Genomic DNA, 20,768 nt, shown 5'->3' on the forward strand with positions numbered 1-20,768 from the left:
GGCCTTTCGGAAGGGAAGTCCATGTCGCGGAGCTCCTTGTTCGTCGCGCTGACCACGGTCAGTGCTTTGCTCGCCCCGGCCGCGGTGGCCGCCGCGGCGCCGCCCGGCGTCGATCCGGCCACCGTCGACCTCACGCTCGCCGCCGGGGCGAGCGCCGTCGTCACCAAGCACGTCACCACCTCCGCCGTCCCGCCGAACCCCGACCTCGTGCTGCTCGCGGACACCACCGGGAGCATGGGCGGCGCGATCGACAACGTCCGCGCGAACGCGAACGCCATCACCGGGGACGTGCTCGCCGCGCAACCGACCGCCCAGTTCGGCGTGGCCGAGTACAAGGACTTCTCCGACTCCGTGCCGTTCAAGGTCAACCAGGGCATCACCGGCAACACCGCCGCGGTGCAGGCCGGCATCGACCAGTGGTCGGCGGCCGGCGGCGGTGACACGCCCGAAGCCGACCTCAACGCCCTGTACGAACTGGCCACCGGCGCCGTCGCCTACCGCCCGGACGGCACCCGCATCATCGCCTGGTTCGGCGACGCGCCGTCGCACGACCCCAGCGGCGGGCACACCCTGGCCCAGACCATCGACGCGCTCAAGGCGGCGAACATCCGCGTCGTCGCGGTCAACGTCGGCGCGCTCGACGCCCTCGGCCAGGCGAGCGCCATCGCCACGGCCACCGGCGGCGTGCTGCTGAACAACGTGCCGTCGAACCAGGTGTCGCAGGCGATCCTCGACGGCATCAAGTCCATCGAGGTCACCGTCGCGCCGAAGGTCACCAGCTGCGACCCGCAACTGTCGCTCACCAACGCCCCGGCGAGCGTCAAGGTGCCCAGCGGCGACGTCGCGACGTTCACCGAGACCGTCGCGGCCGCGGCCGACGCCGCCCCGGGCACGTACCACTGCACGGTCGACTACCTGGTCGACGGCGTGTCCCGCGGGTTCGTCGAGACGACGACCGTGCGCGTGCTCGGGCTGAGCATCAACGACGTCACGGTGAACGAGGGCTCCGGCGGCGCGCCGGTGCGGGCCACCTTCACCGTGTCGCTGCTCGGCGGCGCGAGCCCGAACCCGGTGACCGTCCACTACGCCACCGCGGACGGCACGGCGACCGCACCGGCCGACTACCAGGCGGCGAGCGGTGACGTGACCTTCGCGCCCGGCGAGACGAGCAAGCCGGTGACCGTGCTGGTCAACCCGGACACCGTCGACGAGCCGGACGAGACGTTCACCGTGACGCTCTCGAACCCGGCAGGCGCCGGGCTGGTCGACCCGACCGGCGTCGGCACGATCGTCGACGACGACCGCGACGGCGTCTTCTCCTGCACCGGCACCGCCGCGAACGTCATCGGCATCACCGCGGCCGTGGCGAACCCGGCGAACCTGCCCTGCGCCGACGACAGCAAGAGCGTCCTCGACGCGACGCTCAACGCCGGCCTGATCAAGGTGCAGACGCACGCGCTGACCGCCTCGACCGACCTGGCCCCCGACGACCAGTCGGCGGCTCCGGCGGCCGGTGACCACGCGCAGGCGGCGGCCAGGATCGACAAGACGGTGATCAGCACGGTCGGGCTGACCATCGAGCTGGGCGTGATCCAGTCGCAGGCGGCGGCGACCTGCCAGCCGGGCCCGGGCGGGCTCGCCCCGGTGCTGACCGGCAGTTCGACCATCGCGTCCCTGAAGATCAACGGCGCCTCGGTCACGGTGGGCTCGGCGCCGCTGACGATCGCGCTGGTCATCGGCTCGCTGAAGCTCAACGGCCAGACCATCGTGAACGGCGTCGTGAAGCAGCAGGCGGTCGCGCTGGAAACCCCGCTGGCGAAGATCGTGCTGGCGGAGTCCCAGGCCGACGTGCACGGCACCGCCGCGCACCCGGCGGGCAACCCCTGCAAGCGCTGATCCGGTGAACCACCCGGGGCGGGCGGCCACCGCCCGCCCCGGCGTCTGCCGCGGCCGGTCGTGAGTGGTAAGGCGGGTTAGAACCCGCCTTACCACTCACGACCCCGGGCGTCACAGCTCGTGGGAGGTCGTGTCGTCGGTGGTGACCAGCAGGGCGCTCCAGGCCGCGGCCGGGCTGATGTTGAGCAGCACCGCCCGGCCGTCGAACTCGCCGGTCTCCCGGGCGGTGGAAAGGTTGAAGAAGACGTCGTTGGGCCCCAGGTGGCCGCAGCGGGCCAGGTTTTCGGAGCACGCCTTGGCGATCGGGACGCCGAGCGCCTCCGACCAGTTCCGGAACGCGGCCGTCGACAGGTTCTGCGTGAGGTAGCAGGGGACGTCCGCCGGGGTCAGGCCGTTGCGGCCGAGGAGCCGGGCGACCAGGTCCCGCAGCCGGTTGCGGGTCTCCACGGCCAGCCGGAACGAATAGCCCGCGGGATCGGTGCACTCCTCCCGCCAGCGCGCGAACTCCTCGTCGCGGTACTCGACGCGGAACAGGTCCGCGTAGGCGCCGTTCGTCTCCAGCAGGATGTCCCGGATCCGGAGTTCTCCCCGGCGGCGCACCAGAAGCGCGCCGCCGCTGTCGCCGTTGACCGTGACGGGGTGGCGGTAGCGGCCGGGGGTCGCGGGTTTGCTCCCGTGCAGCACGAGCACGTTCGCCAGGTCCGGATCGGCGTGCAGCAGCCCCCTGGCCGCGAGCAGCGCCGGGGTGAGCGACGCACAGCCGAGGCCGCCGACCGAGAACGCCATCGCCCGGTCCGCGCCGAGCACCGCCTGCAGCCGGGTGGCTTCCGAGCTGACCAGCGTCTGCGGCGCCCGCGGCTCCACGGTCAGCACGACGTCGACGTCGGCGGCGTCGAGGCCCGCGGTGGCCAGGGCGCGGCGGCCCGCCCGGGCGGCCAGGTCGGCCGCGGTGAGCGTGTCGTCGGCCGGGACCCGGTCGACGCCCAAGGCCGCGCAGGTCGCGTGTTCGGTCTCGGACAGCGTGGCCAGTTCGGGCAGCTCGGCCACGTTCACCGACGTCTCGGGCAGGTACCAGGCCGACGCGGCGAGCGCGATCACGGCAGTTCGGTGAAAGCGCGCACGATTTCGTCGGCGAGCGTGTCCAGGCGGGCCTCGCCGACCCCGCCCGCCACGGCCAGCCGCAGCGCGCCGTCCCGCACCGCGCTCGTCACGACCAGCGGGAACCACGACGCGACCGCGCGTTTCAGGTTCACCGACAGGTCCCAGCGGGTCCGCAGGAGGCGGACGCCGGAGTCGAACGCGGAGGTGTCGCTCGGCCCGTGGAGCACGAGGACCTCCGGTTCGGGCAGGGCCCGCAGCTGCGCGGTGCCGGGCGAGTCCGGCGACAGGTGGCGCAGCATGCCGTAGCCGACGCCGTCGTTCGGCACCGACCGCGCGCGGTCGGTGATCTCCGGCAGGCACGCGCGGGCCGCGGTGCCGGGCTCGACCGGCAGCACCAGCGGGTGCAGCGTGGTGAACCAGCCCACCGACGGGCCGCGCCCGGCCAGCCGGAACGGGTTCGGGGTGGCCTCCCCCTCGGTCATCACGAACGCGCTCGGCGCGTCCTGCCACCGGGCCAGGCCGCACGACACCGCGCACAGCGCCGCTTCCCGGCCTTCCGCGCCGCCGGCCGAGAGCAGCGTCGCCACCGCCGGGTCGTCGAGGGTCCGGACGGTGATGCCGTCGCCGGGCGAACCGCCGATCGTCCCGGCTGCCGCACCCGCCCGCAGGGTCGCCGTCCAGTACGTCAGCTCGGCCGACAGCTCGTCGGAAGCCGCCATCGCCTGCAGGTGCCCGGCCCATTCGCGCCACCGCGGCGGCCGGGGCGCGAGCGACGGCGTGCGGCCCGCCGTGAGGTCGCCGAGCAGGACGTCGAGGTCGTCGAGGACGACCACAGTGGACATGTTGTCGAAGACGAAGTGGTTGACCAGCAGCACGAGCAGGCCGCCGCGGGCGCGGCCGCGGTCGTAGTGGCGGACGCGGAACAGCGGCCCACGCGCGGGATCCATCTCCGCCTTCATCGCCTGGCAGTCGTCCGCGACGATCCCGAGTTCCTCTTCGGCGCCCAGCGGCGGGAGCACCTTCGTGTCGAACACGTCCGCCGCGGTGAGGTCCGCGACCTCGAGGCGGGCGCCCAGTGCGTTGCGCCGCAACCGGTAGCGCAGTGGCTCGTGCAGGGCCAGCAGGTGCGAGATCGCCGTCCGGATCGCGGCCGGGGCGACCTCGGGCGTGGTTTCCACCGTGTGCACGTCGACGAAGTCCCCGACGTCGTCGGGCATCCGGTGCAGGAAGCTGTGCATGATCGGCGTCGGCGGGATCCCCCGGAGCGGCTCCGGGACCGGCGCTTCGGACGGCGTGGCGGCGGGACCGTCGACGACCGCGGCCCGGGCCAGCTCGGCGAGCGTGCGGCACTGCAGCAGCTGCTGCGGGGTGAAGTGGACGCCCTCTTTCGCCGCCCGCGCGGCCACCCGCACGCCGAGGACCGAGTCGCCGCCGAGGTCGAAGAAGTTGTCCTTCGGCGAGACCGGGCCGCCGGGCAGCAGGTCCGCGCAGATCGCGGTGAGGACGTGCTCGGCGCGGGCGATCGGTTCACTGTCCACAAAGGAGGTTACGGTCATGGCGGGCTCACTGCTCCGGTGGGTGGGGGCGGGTTCCGGCTCGCCGTCGACGGCCGGGAGGTCGCCGAGCGGGCGGCCGGGGTCGCGCAGCACGGCGTCGAGCAGGCCGGGCAGCAGCCGGGCGAGCGCTTCGGCCGTTTTGCGGTCGAACAACGCCGTCGCGTATTCGAAGTAGCCGTCCATCGGGCCGTCCTGCTGGTCGATGACGCCGACGGTCAGGTCGAACTTCGCCGTGCCGGGCGCGATCCCGGCGATCGTGCCGCCTTCGGAAAACCGCGAGCAGCCGAGGCCGCCCAGCTCGGCGGTGTCCTGCGGGACGTTCTGGTAGGTGTAGGCGACGTCGAACAGCGGCTGGCGGCCGGGCTCGCGGGGGCCGCACACCGCGGAAACGATCTTCTCCAGGGGGATTTCCTCGTGGTCGAGCACCTGCGCGACGGTGTCCGCGCAGCGCCGCACCAGCGCGGTGAACGACAGCGAGCCCTCGACCGGGGTGCGGAACGGCGGCAGGTTGTTGAAGTACCCCATGAGGTCGTGCGTGCCCGGGTGCGTCCGGCCGGAGGTGGCCACCGCGACGACGACGTCGGTGAACCCGGCCCACCGGTGCAGCAGCGCGTCGACCAGGGCGAGCATGGTGACGAACGTCGTCACGCCGTGTTCGCGGCTGAACGCCCGCGCGGCCTCGGCCGCCGGTTCGGCCACGGTGAACTCCACGAGGTCGCCGTCGAAGGTCTGGGCGAGCGGGCGCGGCCGGTCCAGCGGCAGCTGCGCGGAAGGCGGCCCGGCCAGCCGGGTGCGCCAGAACCGCAGGCCGCGTTCGAGGGTCTCCCCCGTCAGGCGGTCCCGTTGCCAGGCCGCGAAGTCGGCGAACTGGAAGGGCAGGTCCGGCAGGTCGGGCGCGCGGCCGGCCAGCCGCGCCCGGTAGAGCTCGGTGAAGTCGCGGAAGAACACCGTCGGGGACCAGCCGTCGAAGACGATGTGGTGGTAGGTCCACAGCAGGACGTGGTCGTCGGCGGCCAGGCGCACCAGGGTGATCCGGACCAGCGGGCCGGTGGCCAGGTCGAACGGGCGCACGGCTTCGGCGTCGGCCAGTTCGTGCGCGTGCCGCTCGGCTTCGGGGAGCGCGCTCAGGTCGTGCACGACCAAGCGTGGCGAGGTTGGGGCGAGCCGGACGAAGGGAACGCCGTCGTCGTCGGGGATGCAGGTGCGCAGGATCTCGTGCCGGTCGACGAGGTCCTGCACGGCCCCGGCGAGCGCGCCTTCGTCCAACGGCCCGGACAGGCGGAGGTCGTGCGGGATGTTGTAGAGCGCGGTGCCGGGGTTCAGCCGGTCCAGGTACCACAGCTGTTCCTGGCCGAACGACAGCGGCAGCGGCCCGCCGCGCGGGAGCACCCGCACGGCGGGGACGGCCCCGGACCGGCCGCCCTCGGCCCGGACCGCCTCGACGCGGGCGGCGAAGGCCCGCACGGTCGGGTGGGCGTACAGGTCGGCGAAGGTCAGCTCGACGCCGAAGTCGCGTTCCAGGGTGCGCAGCGCGGTGATCGCGGCGATCGACGTCCCGCCGTGGGCGAAGTAGTCCGAAGCCGGGCCGAGCCCAGCCTCGCCGAGGGCGCGGGCCCAGACTTCGGCGACCCGGCGTTCGGTGTCCACATCGGACACCGCGGCGGGCGGGGCTGCCGGGGCCCGCGTCTCGACGGGCGGCGCGCCCGGCGGGCGGCACCAGCAGCGGACGCTTTCGAGCGGGTAGGCCGGTGCCTCGATCCGCGGTACGACGGCCCCGGCGTAGTGGCGGTCCCAGTCGAGCCGGACGCCGAGCCGGTAGAGCGTCGCCAGCTGCCGCAGCACCGCCCGCCGCCCGCCGCCGGCAACCAGCTCGACGCAGCCGAGCTCGGGCGCGAGGCGGCGCATCGTCCGCGACAGCACCCCGCTCGTGCCCAGCTCGACCAGCACCGCGCCGTCCCGGACGAACCCGCGGACCGCTTCGGCCAGCCGGGCGGCGTCGAGTTCGGGGCCGACGGGCCGGTCCGCGGCCGCCGCCAGTCCGTCCACAAGGGACAGTTCACCGCGGGCGATCCGGACCGACAGGTTGCCCGCACCGGACCCGACGAGGTGGGTGTCCGGGATGCCCAGCGACCGGGCCAGCCGGTGCAGGGCGTGCTGGACGGCGACCAGCCGCGGCGCCGGCTCGGCGGGCAGCGGCTCGTCGCCGAGGACTGGCCACGCCGCGCACAGCTCCCGCCAGACCTCCGGCTCGACCCCGCCGTCGCCGGAGAAGAGCAGCACCACCGGCGGGTCGTCCGCGACCGGCGCGTCCGGGACGGCGGCCGACCGCAGCGCCGCCGCGAGGCCGGCGGGCTCGGCGGCGACCACGGCGATCCGGAACGGGTGGTCGTCGCGGCCGCGGTTCATGGCGTGGCCGATGGTGCGGACGCCGTGCCCGCTCTCTTCGGCGAAGGCGGCGAGCCGGTCGCGGTAGGCGGCGAGGGCGGACGCCGTCTTCGCCGACACCGTGACCAGGTGGCCGGTCTCGGCCGGTGCTTCGGGCACCGCCTGCGGTGGGGCCTGCTCGACGACGGCGTGCACGTTGGTCCCGGTCAGGCCGAACGAACTCAGCCCCGCGCGCCGCGGCCCGTCGCCGTCCCACGGGCCGAACGCGGGGTTCACCCGCACCGGGCCGCCGAAGTCGATCAGCGGGTTGGGCGTCTCGAAGTGCGCGGTCGGGTACCGGACGCCGCGCCGCACGCTGAGCAGCACCTTGACCAGCCCGGCGACCCCGGCGGCGTTGTCCAGGTGCCCGATGTTGCCCTTGATCGAGCCGATCGCGCAGTGCGGGGCCGTCACGCCGGCGTCGAGGAACGCCTGGCGCAGCGCTTCGACCTCGACGACGTCGCCGAGCGGGGTGGCCGAGCCGTGGCACTCGACGTACCCGACGGTGGCCGCGTCGACCCCGGCGTCGCGCCAGGCCGCGGTGATCACCTCGGTCTGGGCCTGCCGGCTCGGCGCGCTCATGCTGGCCATCCGGTAGCCGTTGTGGTTGACGGCGATGCCCTTCAGCACCGCGTGCACGTGGTCGCCGTCGGCGAGCGCGGCGGGCAGCGGCTTGAGCACGACGATCCCGCCGCCTTCGCCGCCGACCGCGCCGGTGGCCCGCTCGTCGAACGGGCGGCACCGCCCCTCGGGCGACTCGACGCCGCGGACCGGGACGTGCCCGGCCTCGCGGATCGGCACCGGCCGCACGCTGATGCCGCCCGCCAGCGCCAGCTCGGCGGCCCCGCTGCGCAGCAGGGCGACGGCGTGGGCGATCGCGACCAGGCTGCCGCTGCACGCGGTGTCGAGGACGAGCGCGGGCCCGGTGAAGTCGTGGCGGTAGCTGATCCGCGCCGCCAGCGCCGCCCCGATGATGCCGAGGATCTGCTGCGGATCCTCCTCGTCGAAGAGGTCCTCGTAGTCGCTTCGCGAACTCCCGAGCACGACGGCGGTCCGGGATCCGCGCAGGGATCGTGGCGCGTAGCAGGCGTTCTCGAGGGCTTCGTGGGCCAGTTGCAGGATCAGCCGCTGGTGCGGGTCCATCCACGCGGCCTCGGCCGGCGGGACGCCGAAGAACCGGTGGTCGAACCGGTCGATCCGGTCGAGGTAGCCCATCGGCAGGTAGCCGGGGCCGGCCGCGAAACCGTTGTCCCGCAGCCGGTCCGGGTCGGGCTGCCCGGTCACGTCCCGGCCCGCGGCGAGCAGGTCGTGCACGGCGTCCAGCCCGTGGGCGCCCGGGAGCAGGGCGGACACCCCGATGATCGCCACGTCGTCGTTGCGCACCGGCTCCGGCCTCCTAGAGCTCGTAGTCCTGCGGCGGGTTCAGGCCCCGGTCCACCGCCCGGCCCAGTGCTCCGACCGTGGGGTGCTCCAGCAGCAGGGCCAGCGCCCCGACCGTGGGGTTGTCGAACAGCGCCCGCGGGGGCAGCGCCGCGCCGAAGTCCGCGCGCAGGCGGGCGGTGACGCGCAGGCACAACAGCGAATCCCCGCCGAGGGCGAAGAAGTCGTCGTCGACGCCGACGTCCTCGACGGCGAGCACCTCGGCCCAGATCCGGCTCAGGGTCCGCTCGGTGGCGGTGCGGGGCGCGAGGTAGGCGGCTTCGGTTCGCGCCGGGGCGGGCGGCGGGAGCGGGCGCGGCCGGGGCGGGGCGGCCGGCCGGGTGGGTTCCCGCAGCAGGTCGGCGAGTTCGCCGGCGAGGGCTTCGGCCGTGCTCGCGTCGAACAGCGCGGGGTCGTAGCCCAGCGACAGGGACAGGGGTTCGTCGGCGCGTGCGCTGCCGTGGGCGACGAGGGCCAGGGGGTAGTTGGTGATCTCGACGGCGGCCAGGTCGGCCACGTGCAGGCCGTGCGCGGCGAGTGCGTCCCGGTCGAAGGGGTAGTTCTCGAAGACGACGATGCTGTCGAAGAGGCCGGTGGCCGCGGGCAGCCCGCTCCAGCGGCGCAGCGTGGCGAGCGAGACGTGGCCGAAGCGGCGGGCCTCGGCCTGGTCGGCCTGCAGGCGCCGGAACCAGCCGGGCCGGTCGGCGCCCTCGGCGACGGTGACGCGGACCGGCACGGTGTTGACGAACATGCCGACGATCGCGTCCACGCCGGGCAGCTCGGCGGGCCGGCCGGACACGACGGCGCCGAAGCAGACGTCGGGGTCGCCGCCGTGCCGGGCGAGCAGCCGCGCCCACGAGCCCTGCACGACGGCGTTGACGGTCAGCCGGTGCCGCCGGGCGAAGGCGGCCAGGTCCCGGGATTCCGCAGTGGACAGTCGACGCTCCACTGTGGACCGCGAGCGGGTCCGGTGGGCCCGGCCGGGCGGGCGGTCGTACGGCAGCCGGGTCGGGGTGAGTCCGGAAAGGACCTTCCGCCAGTGTGTCTCGGCCGCGGTGGCGTCCTGCCGGGCGAGCCAGGCCAGGTGGTCGGAGAACGGGCGGCGGGGCTTGGCGGGCTGCCCGGAGAGGTGCGCGAGGACGTCGGTGAGCACCTCGAAGACGCTCCAGCCGTCGAGGACGACGTGGTGGAAGGTCCAGAGCACCCGGATCCGGGCACCGGGCAGCCGGATCAGCGTGACGCGCAGCAGCGGCGGCACGGCCGGGTCCAGCCCGGCGTCCCGGTCGGCGGCGAGCAGCGCGGCTTCGCTGCCCTGCTGCGATCGCCAGTCGTGCACGGTCACCGGCAGCGGCACGGCCCGGTGCACCACCTGGACCGGTTCGCGCACGCCGGTCCAGCGGACGGCGGTGCGCAGGGCCGGGATCTCGCCGACGACCCGCCGCCAGGCGGCTTCGAGGGCCGCCGGGTCGTCGGTGCCGGTCAGGGTGAAGCAGAGCTGTTCGAGGTAGGTGCCGGGTTCGGACAGGCTGTGGAACAGCATGCCCGCCTGCATCGGGGTCAGCGGGTAGACGTCCTCGACGTTGCGGCCGTCGCCGAGGAGCCGGTCGAGTTCGGCCTGGTCGGCGGCGGCGAGCGGGAAGTCGGACGGCGTCCCGCCCCCGGCGGCGGGATCGGCGCAGTGGGCGACGATGTCCGTCAGCGCGGCCAGGACATCGGCGGCGAGGCGGGCGACGGTGGGCTCGTCGTGCACGTCCGGGGAGTAGGTCCATTCGCATTCGAGTTCGCCGCCGGCGGTGACGGCCGCGGTGATGTCGAGCCGGGCGGTGCCGGTGACGTGCGGGGCGCGGGTGAGGCCGATCGCGGAGGGGGCGGAGCGGAACAGGTCGCTTTCCTCCTCGCCCAGGTCGAAGCGGCCGAGGTAGTTGAACGCCGCCACCGGCCGCGGCGCGGGGACCTCCGCGTCGCCCAGGTACCGCAGCACCCCGTACCCCAGGCCGCGGTCCGGGGCCGCGCGCAACGCCTCCTTCACCCCCTTCAGCACCGCGCCCCAGCCACCCTCGCGCGGGACCTCCACCGCGCACGGGTACAGCGTCGTGAACCAGCCGACCGTGCGGGACAGGTCCAGGTCGTCGAAGACGTCCTCGCGGCCGTGTCCTTCCAGTTCCAGCACCACCCGCTCGTGGCCGGTCCACTCCGCGAGCACCCGGGCGAGGGCGCTCACCAGCAGGTCGTCGATGCGGGTGCGGTACGCGGCCGGGGTTTCGCGCAGCAACGCCGCCGTCTCCCCCGCGCCGAGCCGGACGGTCACCGCGCGCTGCGGGCGCGGGTCACCGTCGGGCCAGGCACCGGCCCCTTCGGCCGCCCGGCGCCAGAACGAAAGCTGGCTTTCGACCGCGGCCGCATGCCCGGCCAGCCGGCGCGCCCAGTCGCCGAACGAAGTCGTCCGGGGCGGCAGCTCCACCGGCCGTCCCGCGCGCGCCGCCCGGTAGGCCGTGCGCAGGTCGGCGAGGAGGATCCGCCACGAGACGCCGTCCACGACCAGGTGGTGGGCGGCCAGGAGCAGACGCGAGCCGTCCAGGACGGCCGTGAACAACGCCCCGCCGTCCAGGTCGAAGAAGTCCATTGTGGACACCGAACCGGTGCGGAAGGCCGGCACCGGGTCCGTGTACTCCTGCCGCCACTCGCCGCCCACCCGGCGGAAGCGCAGCCGGAGCGCATCGTGGTGGCCGACCAGCGCCTCGACCGCCGTGCGCAGCGCCGTGCGGTCGGCGTCGGCGGCGAGCTCGGCCGACACCCACTGGCTGAAGTGGCCGGGCCGCTCGGTGATCGTCTCGAAGAACCAGTGCTGGATGGGCGACAGCGGCACCGGGCCCGAAGGCGGCGGCACCTCGCGCACCGCCGGTTCCGCCCACACGCCGGCCGCGGCCAGTGCCGCCGGGGTCTGGCGGAGGAAGACGTCCTTCGCGCTCAGGCGCAGCCCGAGTTGCCGGGCCCGCGCCACCACCTGGATGCCGAGGATGGAATCGCCGCCCAGCTCGAAGAAGTTGTCCGCCGTCCCGACGCGTTCCACGCCGAGAACTTCGGCCCACACCCGCGTCACCAGTTCCTCGGCGGGCCCGCGCGGGGCGGTGTGGGCGCGGGCGGCCCGCGTCCGCGGCGCGGGCAGCGCACGGCGGTCGATCTTGCCCTGCGGGGTCAGCGGGAACCGGTCGAGCAGCACCAGCGCGCCGGGGACGAGGTGCCCGGGCAGGCTCTTGGCGAGGAATTCGCGCAGCGCACCGGGCTCGATCGGGCGCCGCGGCACCACGTACCCGGCCAGCCGCTTGTGGCCCGGGGTGTCCTCGCGCGCCAGCACGACGGCCTCGCCGACGTCCGGGTGCCGCCGCAGCGCCGCCTCGACCTCGCCCGCCTCGATCCGGAAGCCGCGGATCTTGACCTGGTCGTCGGACCGGCCGAGGAAGTCCAGCACCCACTCCTCGCCGGCCCGCCAGCGCACGACGTCCCCGGTGCGGTACAGCCGGGTGCCGCACCCGAACGGGTCGGCCACGAACCGGTCGGCGGTCAGGCCGGGCCGGTCCAGGTACCCGCGGGCCAGTCCGCTGCCGCCGACGTACAGCTCGCCGGGCACCCCGGCCGGCACCGGATCGAGGTGGCGGTCCAGCACCAGGCAGGACGTCCCGGTGATCGGCCGCCCGATCGGCACCGGACGGCCGGCGTCGCGGTCGCGGACGCGGTGGCAGGTGGTGAACGTGGTGTTCTCGGTGGGCCCGTAGCCGTTGACCAGCTCCAGGTGCGGCCACCGCCGCAGGACCCGGGCGCACTGCTGCGGCGAAAGGACGTCCCCGCCGGACACCAGCCGCCGCAGCCCGGCGAACACCCCGGGGTCGGCCGCGGCCACCTCGTGGAACATCCCCGCGGTCAGCCAGAGCGAGGTGACGCCTTCGGCGCGGAGAAAGGCACCGAGGGCCTCGACCGACGGCACGTCGTCGGTGTCGACGGCCAGCCGCGCCCCGGACAGCAGCGCACCCCAGATCTCCAGCGTCGAGGCGTCGAACGACAGCGGTGCGTACTGCGTCGCGACGTCGTCCGGGCCGAGCCGGGCGTACGGGTCGGCGCACAGCCGGGTCACCGCGCGGTGCTCGATCAGCACGCCCTTCGGCCGGCCCGACGACCCGGAGGTGTAGAGCACGCAGGCCAGGTTCGCCGGCCGGGACCGGCGCTCCGGGGCGTCATCAGGCCGTCCCGTGTCCCACCCGTCGGCCAGGACCAGCACGGGGATCCCGGCGGGGACGCGGTCGCGCGCCGCCCGGGTCGTGAGCACGATCGCGGCGCCGGAGTCCTCGAGCAGCCAGGCCAGCCGTTCGTCCGGGTACCGCGGGTCGAGCGGGACGTAGGCGGCGCCGGCCTTCAGGACGGCCAGCATCCCGGCGACCGCCTCGGCGCCCCGGGGCACGCACAGGCCGATCCGGGCGTCCGGCCGGGCGCCGCGGGCGATCAGGTCGTGCGCGAGCCGGTTCGCCCGGGTGTCGAGCTCGCGGTAGGTCAGGGCCGCGCCGGCGCAGGTCACCGCGACCGCGTCCGGGCGCTCGCGGACGCGCTCGGCGAAGACGTCCAGCACGCTCAGGCCGGGTCCGTCCGCGCTCGATCGGCCTGCTTCGAGGAGCTCACGGCGCTGGGCCGCGGCCGGCCACGGCAGCCGGGACAGCGGCCGCCCGGGGTCTTCGGCGATGCCTTCGAGCAGGGCCAGGAGGTTCTCGGCCAGCCGCCGGATCGTCTCGGCGTCGAACAGGTCGGTGCGGTATTCGAAGGTGGAGCGCAGGCCGCCGTCGCGCGGCTCGAACTCGAGCGTGAGGTCGAACGGCGCCGACCGCCGGGGCAGGTCGAGCTCCTCGACCGCCAGCCCGTTGAGCTGCGGGGTGGCCGACGGCGCGTTCTGCAGCACCACCATGACGTTCACCAGCGGCGACCGGCTCGCGTCGCGGTCCGGGGCGAGCAGCTCGACCAGGCGGCCGAACGGGACGTCGTCGTGGGCCATCGCGTCGAGCACCGTCGAGCGGACGCCGGTGAGGAAGGCGGCGAACGACGGGTCGCCGTCGAGGCGGGAGCGGAGCACGACGGTGTTGACGAAGAAGCCGACGAGCCCGGCGAGTTCGTCCCACGAGCGCCCGGCGGTGACCGTGCCGAGCGCGATGTCGCGCTGGCCGGTGTAGCGGGCGAAGAGCACTTGCGCCGCCGCGATCAGCGTCATGAACAGCGTGGCGCCGCGCTCCCGGCCGAGGCCGGCCAGCCGGGCGGTGACGTCCGCGGGCACGGTGCACCGGTGCGTCGCGCCCGCCGTCCCGCGGACCGCCGGCCGCGGCCGGTCGGTGGGCAGCTCCAGCACCGGCACCCCGGCCAGCTGCCGCTCCCAGTAGGCGATCCGGTCGTCGAGGCCGGGACCGGCGAGCTGTTCGCGTTGCCAGGCGGCGAAGTCGGCGTAGCGCAACGGCAGCGGCGGCAGCCCGGCCGCCGTCCCGCCGACCGCGGCGGAGTACAGCCGGCCGAGCTCGTCCGCGAGCACCCCCATCGACCAGCCGTCGGTGACGATGTGGTGCAGCACCAGCACGAGCAGGTGGTGGTCCTCCCCCAGAGTCCACAGCGTCGCCCGGAACACCGGGCCGCCGGCGAGGTCGAAGGGCCGCTGCACCTCGGCGAGCAGCTCCCGCCCGAGGTCTTCGGGAACGCGGACGTCCGGCCGGACCGCCACCGGCGGCCCGACGACCTGGACACCCCGGCCGCGAACGGCCGGGAACGTGGTCCGCAGCGGCTCGTGGCGCTCGGCCAGCGCGGTGAGGGCGCTCGCCAGCGCACCGGGGGACAGCGGCCCGCGCAGCCGGAACCCGGCGCTGGTGTTGTACTCGGCGCCGCCGGGGCCGAGCTGGTCGAGGAACCACAGCCGCTGCTGGCCGGACGACAACGGCAGCGCGGTCGCCGCCGCGGTGGGGGCGGGTGCGGGCCCGGCGTGCGCGGCGGGGATCGCCGCCGCGGTGGGGGCGGGTGCGGGCCCGGCGTGCGCGGCGGGGATCGCCGCCGTGGTGGGGGCGGGTGCGTGCGCGGCGGGGATCGTTGGTGCGGTGCGGGCGGGTGCGTGCCCGGCGGGAGTCGCCGCCGCGGCGGGGGCAGGCGCGTGTCCGGCCTGCGCGGCGGGGATCGCCGCCGCGAGTCCGGCGATCGTGCGGTGCTCGAACACCGCCCGGGCGGACAGGGCCGTGCCCAGGCGCCGGTTGAGCGTGCCGGCCACCCGCATCGCGAGGATCGAGTCGCCGCCCAGCTCGACGAAGTCGTCCTGGACGCCGACGTGCGGCAGGCCGAGCGCGGCGCGCCAGATCCCGGCGACCAGCTCCTCGGTGGCGTCCCGCGGTGCGGCCTCGCCGGGGTGGTGGCCCGGTTCGGGCAGGGCCCGGCGGTCCACCTTGCCGGCGGCGGTCGACGGCAGCGCGGCCAGCTCGACGAACCGCGCGGGCACGAGGTGGTCCGGCACCCGGTCGCGCAGGAACGCCCGCAGCCGCGCGGGCGGCGGCGCCGGCGCGGTCACCGGCACGACGTAGGCGACCAGGTGGTCGGCGTCGCGCCCGTCCCGCCGCGCGACGACGGCCGCGGCGGCCAGTTCGGGGTGGCCGGCCAGGACGGATTCGGCTTCGGCGGGATCGACGCGGATGCCGCGGATCTTGACCTGGTCGTCGGTGCGGCCGAGGAAGTCGAGCAGCCCGTCGTCCCGGCGGCGCACCCGGTCGCCGGTGCGGTACATCCGCGAGCCGGGCGGCCCGGCGGGGTCGGCGACGAACGCGGCCGCGGTCGCCCCGGGTGCGCCGAGGTAGCCGCGGGTGAGGCCGTCGCCGGAGAGCCAGAGCTCCCCCTCGGGCGCCGGCCGGAGACCGGCGTCGAGCACCTGCGCCCGCGTCCCGGCGACGGGCTGTCCGACCACGACGTGCCCGCTTTCCGCGGCCGGGCACACGAGACTGTCCACAGTGGTCTCGGTGGTGCCGTAGGCGTTGTGGACGGTGACCCCGGCGGCCGCGAGGGCGACCCCGAGGTCCGGCTCGACGGGCTCCCCGCCGGTGAGGACGACCCGCGGCCGCGCGGGACCGTCGAGGAGCCCGGCGAGCAGCAGCATCCGCAGGTGCGACGGGGTTTCGTCGAGCACGTCGACCCGCGCGGCGGCGAGGGCGGCGACCGTGGCGCGCGGATCGAGCCGGTCGAGCACGTGCAGTTCGTGGCCGGCCAGCAGCCAGAGCAGCGGAACCCAGGACGCGTCGAAGGAGAGCGGAGCGGTGTGGGCCACGCGAAGCCGCCGGCCGGCGGCCCGGGCGGCGGGGTCGAAGATCCGCGCGCGGTGGGAGGCGAAGAGGCGCAGCAGGCCGCGGTGGGTGCCGAGGACGCCGCGAGGGCGGCCGGTGGAACCGGAGGTGTAGAGGACGTAGGCGAGGTTGTCGGGCCGGATCCGCGGCCGGGACAGCCTCGACGCGGCCGTTCCGCCACCATCGCCGAGCGCACGCGCCATCGGCCAGGTGCTGTCGCCGTCCCACCCGGGCGCCGCCACGAACACCGGCTCGCAGCCGTCCGGCAGCTCCCCCGCCCGCTCCGGGTGGGTCACCACCAGCCTCACACCCGCGTCGGCCAGCAGGGCCGCCCGGTGGCGCCGGGGGTGGCCCGGCTCGACCGGCACGTACGCGGCGCCTGCCTCGAGCACCGCGAACACCGCCACCACCAGGTCAACTCCGCGTCCCACCAGCAGCCCGACCCGGCTCTCCGGGCCCGCGCCGCGCTCCGTCAGGCGGGCCGCCAGCTCGCCGGTCCGGGCCGCCAGTTCCGCGTAGCTCACCCGGCTCCGGCCGCTGACCACCGCGGTCGCGCCGGGGTCACGGGATGCCTGCTGCGCGAGCAGTTCACCCACTGTTCCCGTCGTGGCAGTCATCTCCGGTTGTCCCCAGTGCTCGATGCGCGATGCCGGAACGTTTTCCCGCTTTTCCGGCGAGCGATCTTCCGGATACTTCCAGCGGCCGACCGGCAGCGGCAAGCCGCCGAACGAGGGATCGGGTCATTATTACGCGTAACCACAACAGAATTGATCGTCCACAATGGATAGACAAATCCGGCGAGCAAGGGATTACGCCGTTCGGCGCCGTCGGGCGCGCCGCCGGGCGTGTTAGCTTCGGGTGGGGGAATTCGGCGAGGGAGGGTGCGTGGCAGGCCAGCAGCCCGTGGGCGCGGAACCCACGGCCGAAGCGATCCTGGCGGAACTGTCCGGTTTCTTCGCCACCGCGACGGCCGGTCACGCCCCCGGACCCGACGAAGACTACTTCGCCCTCGGGCTGGTGAACTCGCTGCTGGCCCTGGAACTGGTGGCGCACGTCGAACGCCGGTACGGGATCGCCGTCGATGTCGAAGATCTCGACCTCGACAATTTCCGGACCCTGAACCGGGTCACCGGATTCGTGCTGCGAAAAAGATCGGCCGGGATTCGGTGACCACAGTGGACTCCGCCGCGTTCGCGGATTCGGTGCGGCCGGACGCGGCGGACTGGGACGCGCGCGGTGCGGTTCCGGCGGAGGTCGTCAAAGCCGTGGCGCACGCCGGTTTCCTGGCCGCCGACCTGCCCGCGTCCGCCGGGGGCGCCGGCCGCACCCCGGCCGAACTCGGCGAGCTGTGCGCCGATTTCGGCGGCGTCTGCAGCTCGCTGCGGGCCCTGGTCACCGTTCAGGGCATGGTCGCCGCCGCCGTGCTCCGCTGGGGCACCGACGGCCAGCGCGCCCGGTGGCTGCCCGCGCTCGCGCGCGGGGACGTGCTGGCCGGGTTCGCCGCCACCGAACCCGGCGCCGGCAGCGACCTGTCCGCGGTGACCACGTCCGCGGTGCGCGAGGCCGGGCGGGTGCGCGTCCGCGGGCGCAAGCTGTGGGTCACCTTCGGGGAGGTGGCCGACGTCTTCCTGGTGCTCGCCGCGTGCGCGGGCCGTCCCGTCACCGTGCTGGTCGAGGCCGGGCGGCCGGGCACCACCGTCGAGCCGGTGCGGGGCCAGCTCGGGATGCGCGCGGCCCGGCTCGCGCACGTCCGGTTCGACGACGTGACCGTCCCGGCCGAGAACCTGCTCGCCCCGCCGGGCTTCGGGCTGTCCCACGTCGTGGCGACGGCACTGGACCACGGGCGGTTCACCGTCGCCTGGGGCTGCGCCGGCCTGGCGGAGACCTGCCTGCGCACCGCCGCCGGGCACGCCGCGGACCGCGTCCAGGGCGGCACGCGGCTCGCCGATCTCCAGGCGGTGCGCGCCCTGCTCGGCCGCAGCCTCGCCGACGTCACGGCCGCGCGCGAGCTGTGCGCCCGCGCGGCCGCCTTGCGCGAAAACGGCGATCCGGAAGCCGTCGCCGGGACCGTGCTGGCCAAGTACGTGGCGGCCACGACCGCCGCCGCCGTCGCCGACCGGGCCGGGCAGGTCCTCGGCGCGGCCGGCTGCGCCGGGGACAGCCCGGTGGGCCGTTTCTTCCGCGACGCCAAGGTCATGCGGATCATCGAAGGCGCCGACGAGGTCGCCGAACAGCAGCTCGGCGAGTACGCCCTGCGGTGGCGGCCGTGAAGACGGTCAAGTGCCTGGTCTGGGACCTGGACGACACGCTCTGGGACGGCGTCGTGCTCGAAGGCGACCGGCCGCGCCCCTTCCCCGCCGCGCTCGAAGCCCTGCACACGCTGGACCGCCGGGGGATCCTGCACGCCGTGGCGGGCCGCGGGGAGCTCGCGCGCGCCACCGGGCACCTCGCCGAACACGGCCTGACGGACCTGTTCTGCGCGTTCGAGGTCGGCTGGGGCGAGAAGTCCGCGTCGATCCGGCGGATCGCCGCGGACCTGAACATCGGCCTGGACACCATCGCCTTCGCCGACAACGACCCGGCCGAGCGCGCCGAGGTCGCCGCCGCGCTGCCGATGGTGCGCTGCTACCCCGCCGAGCGCGTCGGCGACCTCGTGCAGCTGGCCGAGTTCCGGCCGGCGCAGGTCACCGACGAGGCGCGCCACCGGCGGCACCGGTACCTCGCCGAACGGGACCGCGCCGCGGCGGAACGCGCGTTCCCCGGCCCGCCGCCGGCGTTCCTCGCCTCGCTCGGGCTCACGATGACCGTGCGGGCCGCGACCGAGGCCGACTTCGCCCGCGCGCACGAACTAACCCTCCGCACCCACCAGCTCAACACCACGGGCCGCACCCTCGACGCCGCGCAGCTGCGCGGCCTGTGCGCGTCGGCGGACCACGAGGTGCTCGTCGCGGACGTGGCCGACCGGTTCGGCGCGCACGGCACCGTCGGGCTCGCCGTGCTGCGCGAGGTCGGTTCCGACGTCGTCCTGGAGCTGCTGCTGACGTCGTGCCGGGTGCTCAACCGCGGCATCGGCACCGTCTTGCTCGGTCACCTCGTGCGGGACGTCCTCGCGCGCGGACGGCGGCCGGTCGCCCGGTTCGTCCCGACGGCCGCCAACCGGATCATGCTGGTGACGCTGCGGTTCGCCGGGTTCGGGCCCGGCGCGGACGGCGAGCTGGTCTTCGACCCGCGACGCCCGCCGCCCGCCCCGCCCGGGCACGTCCGGATCGTGGACGGGAGGAGCCGGTGAAGATCGGGGTGGTGGGCGCGGGCGTGATGGGCACCGGGGTCGCCCAGTGTTTCGCCGCGGCCGGGCACGACGTCGTGGTCGCCGACCGCGACCCGGGGGCGCTGGCGGCCGGCCCGGACCGCGTCCGCGCCGGCCTGCGGCTGGCCGCGCTGCTGGGTGGCGCCCGCCCGCCGGCCGGGGTCGCCGGCCGGATCCGCTGGACCGGACGGCTCGGCGACCTCGGCGGCAGCGGGTTCGTCGTGGAGTGCGCCGCGGAACGGCTGCCCGTCAAGGAAAGCCTGTTCGGCGAGCTGGACCGGGTGTGTCCCGCCGGGACGGTCCTCGCCTCCTGCACGTCCGCGGTCCCGATCGGCAGGCTCGCCACCGCCACCGCCCGCGCGGACCGGGTGATCGGCACCCACTTCATGAACCCGGCCCCGCTGAAGGACACGGTGGAGGTGGTCCGCGCGGCGGCGACCGGCGACGACACCCTCCGCACGACGACGGACCTGCTGACGGCGATCGGCAAACGCGCGATCGTGGTCGCCGACGGCCCCGGCTTCGTCGCCAACCGGGTGCTGATGGCGACGATCAACGAGGCGATCGCCACGGTCGGCGACGGCATCGCCGACGCCGTCACGGTCGACCGCGTCTTCGAGAACTGCTTCGGCCACGCGATGGGCCCGCTGCGCACGGCCGATCTCATCGGCCTCGACGTCATCCTGGACACGCTGGTGGTGCTGCTGGAGTGCACCGGCAACCCGATGTACCGCCCGTGCCCGCTGCTGGCCGAGCTCGTCGGCGCCGGCAGGCTGGGCCGCAAGACCGGCCACGGCCTGCACGCCTACCCGGCGGGGTGAACCGGCAGCAGCTCCAGCGTCCCGGCGGCCAGCGCGGCCGCCCCGTCGCGCAGGTCTTCGTCCAGCTTCCGGAACACCGTCTCCGCCTGGATGGCCGGCCAGTCCCGCGGCAGGTGCCCGGCCGGCAGGTGCGGGTCCCGCCGGACCACGTGCAGCCAGTCCGTGTGCAGCATCAGCTGGCGCGTCAGGTCGTCCGGGAACGACGGCCTCCCCGCGTCCCACTTCTCCAGGAAGTCCTGGTAGCGCGAGGCGATCGTCTCGGTGTCGAACGCCTTGGCGACCAGCGAAGCCGCTTCCGTCGGCTCGGCCGGCTGCGCCGAGAAGACCGTGACGTGCCCGTCGAGGCCGAGCTGCTCGACGATCGCCGTGACGTCCCGGGCGCCCGGGGCGACCCACAACCCGTTCTGCAGCAGGCCGAAACCCGCCCACGTCAGCTGGCGGCGGAGGTCGTGGCGGTCGCCGCGGCGGGTGTCCGGGAGGGAGAACGCGACCAGGGTCCAGCCGCCGTTAGCCGACCGGTTGACCGCGCCGGTTTCCCAGATGCGCCGCCGGCCGTCCTCGAGCACCGCGGCGAGGCGCTCGCTCAGTCCGAAGTAGACCTTCCGCCCGTGCCGGTGCCGCGTCAGCAGCCCGGTGCCCGCCATCCGGGTCAGCGTCGAGCGGACCGCCTCTTCCGACACACCGACCCTGGCGAACACGTCGATCACGCTGCCCGAGTAGATCGCCACCGGACGGCCGAGCAGGTGGATGCCCAGGAAGGTGAGCATGACGGACTTCGGGCGGGGCCCGGAGCCGGTTTCGTCGAGGAGCGGCACGAGCGTCAGCGTAACCCGGGGGCCGCCCACTTGATGTTGTGCAGAATATTGACGGCCGTCATAGCTCTGACTAACGTTGGGGCCCGGTCCCC

Annotated in this window: 9 protein-coding genes; 5 read left to right on the forward strand and 4 right to left on the reverse strand. The window is 75.1% G+C overall.

All coding sequences use genetic code 11. The annotated features are described in order from the left end of the window. The first annotated feature begins 21 nt into the window (after positions 1-21). Complete coding sequence (locus OO60_RS27365; protein ID WP_033262371.1) at positions 22-1,896, forward strand: Calx-beta domain-containing protein; 1,875 nt, start codon at positions 22-24, stop codon at positions 1,894-1,896. A 111-nt stretch (positions 1,897-2,007) separates the two neighbouring features. Here OO60_RS27365 and OO60_RS27370 read toward each other — a convergent pair whose 3' ends face one another. Genes OO60_RS27370 through OO60_RS44670 form a run of 3 tightly spaced genes read right to left on the reverse strand, consistent with a single transcriptional unit; the run spans position 2,008 to position 16,350 of the window. Beyond that, positions 2,008-2,994, reverse strand: a complete 987-nt coding sequence (locus OO60_RS27370) for a 3-oxoacyl-ACP synthase III (protein ID WP_004562491.1) — start codon at positions 2,992-2,994, stop codon at positions 2,008-2,010. After that, positions 2,991-8,360, reverse strand: coding sequence for a condensation domain-containing protein (locus OO60_RS27375; RefSeq protein ID WP_033262372.1), 5,370 nt, complete (start codon positions 8,358-8,360; stop codon positions 2,991-2,993). Before OO60_RS27375 ends, OO60_RS27370 begins: the two co-directional genes overlap by 4 nt. 13 nt (positions 8,361-8,373) lie before the next feature. Then, positions 8,374-16,350 (reverse strand): non-ribosomal peptide synthetase, encoded by a 7,977-nt coding sequence (locus OO60_RS44670; protein WP_037329490.1) that lies wholly within the window; start codon positions 16,348-16,350, stop codon positions 8,374-8,376. 268 nt (positions 16,351-16,618) lie between these two features. Here OO60_RS44670 and OO60_RS27385 point away from each other — a divergent pair, with 268 nt between their 5' ends. Genes OO60_RS27385 through OO60_RS27400 form a run of 4 tightly spaced genes read left to right on the forward strand, consistent with a single transcriptional unit; the run spans position 16,619 to position 19,861 of the window. Beyond that, positions 16,619-16,903 (forward strand): acyl carrier protein, encoded by a 285-nt coding sequence (locus tag OO60_RS27385; RefSeq protein ID WP_051767788.1) that lies wholly within the window; start codon positions 16,619-16,621, stop codon positions 16,901-16,903. Then, positions 16,900-18,003: an acyl-CoA dehydrogenase family protein gene (locus OO60_RS27390; RefSeq protein ID WP_244885587.1), complete on the forward strand. Its 1,104-nt coding sequence runs from the start codon at positions 16,900-16,902 to the stop codon at positions 18,001-18,003. Before OO60_RS27385 ends, OO60_RS27390 begins: the two co-directional genes overlap by 4 nt. Further along, positions 18,000-19,022: an HAD-IIIC family phosphatase gene (locus OO60_RS27395; RefSeq protein WP_244885588.1), complete on the forward strand. Its 1,023-nt coding sequence runs from the start codon at positions 18,000-18,002 to the stop codon at positions 19,020-19,022. Before OO60_RS27390 ends, OO60_RS27395 begins: the two co-directional genes overlap by 4 nt. Next, positions 19,019-19,861: a 3-hydroxyacyl-CoA dehydrogenase family protein gene (locus OO60_RS27400; RefSeq protein WP_033262375.1), complete on the forward strand. Its 843-nt coding sequence runs from the start codon at positions 19,019-19,021 to the stop codon at positions 19,859-19,861. The genes OO60_RS27395 and OO60_RS27400 overlap by 4 nt, the downstream gene beginning before the upstream one ends. Here OO60_RS27400 and OO60_RS27405 read toward each other — a convergent pair. Further along, on the reverse strand, positions 19,846-20,676 hold the full coding sequence (locus OO60_RS27405; protein WP_033262376.1) for a PaaX family transcriptional regulator: 831 nt from the start codon (positions 20,674-20,676) through the stop codon (positions 19,846-19,848). The genes OO60_RS27400 and OO60_RS27405 overlap by 16 nt on opposite strands. Positions 20,677-20,768 lie beyond the last annotated feature (92 nt).

The organism is Amycolatopsis vancoresmycina, from assembly GCF_000716785.1.
In the GTDB taxonomy this organism is placed as follows: domain Bacteria; phylum Actinomycetota; class Actinomycetes; order Mycobacteriales; family Pseudonocardiaceae; genus Amycolatopsis; species Amycolatopsis vancoresmycina.

What these genes read in the sequence shown, in the direction of transcription:
- OO60_RS27365 (WP_033262371.1), top strand. Translation starts at nt 22, where the DNA reads ATGTCGCGGAGCTCCTTGTTCGTCGCGCTGACCACGGTCAGTGCTTTG.
- OO60_RS44670 (WP_037329490.1), bottom strand. Translation starts at nt 16,350, where the DNA reads ATGACTGCCACGACGGGAACAGTGGGTGAACTGCTCGCGCAGCAGGCA.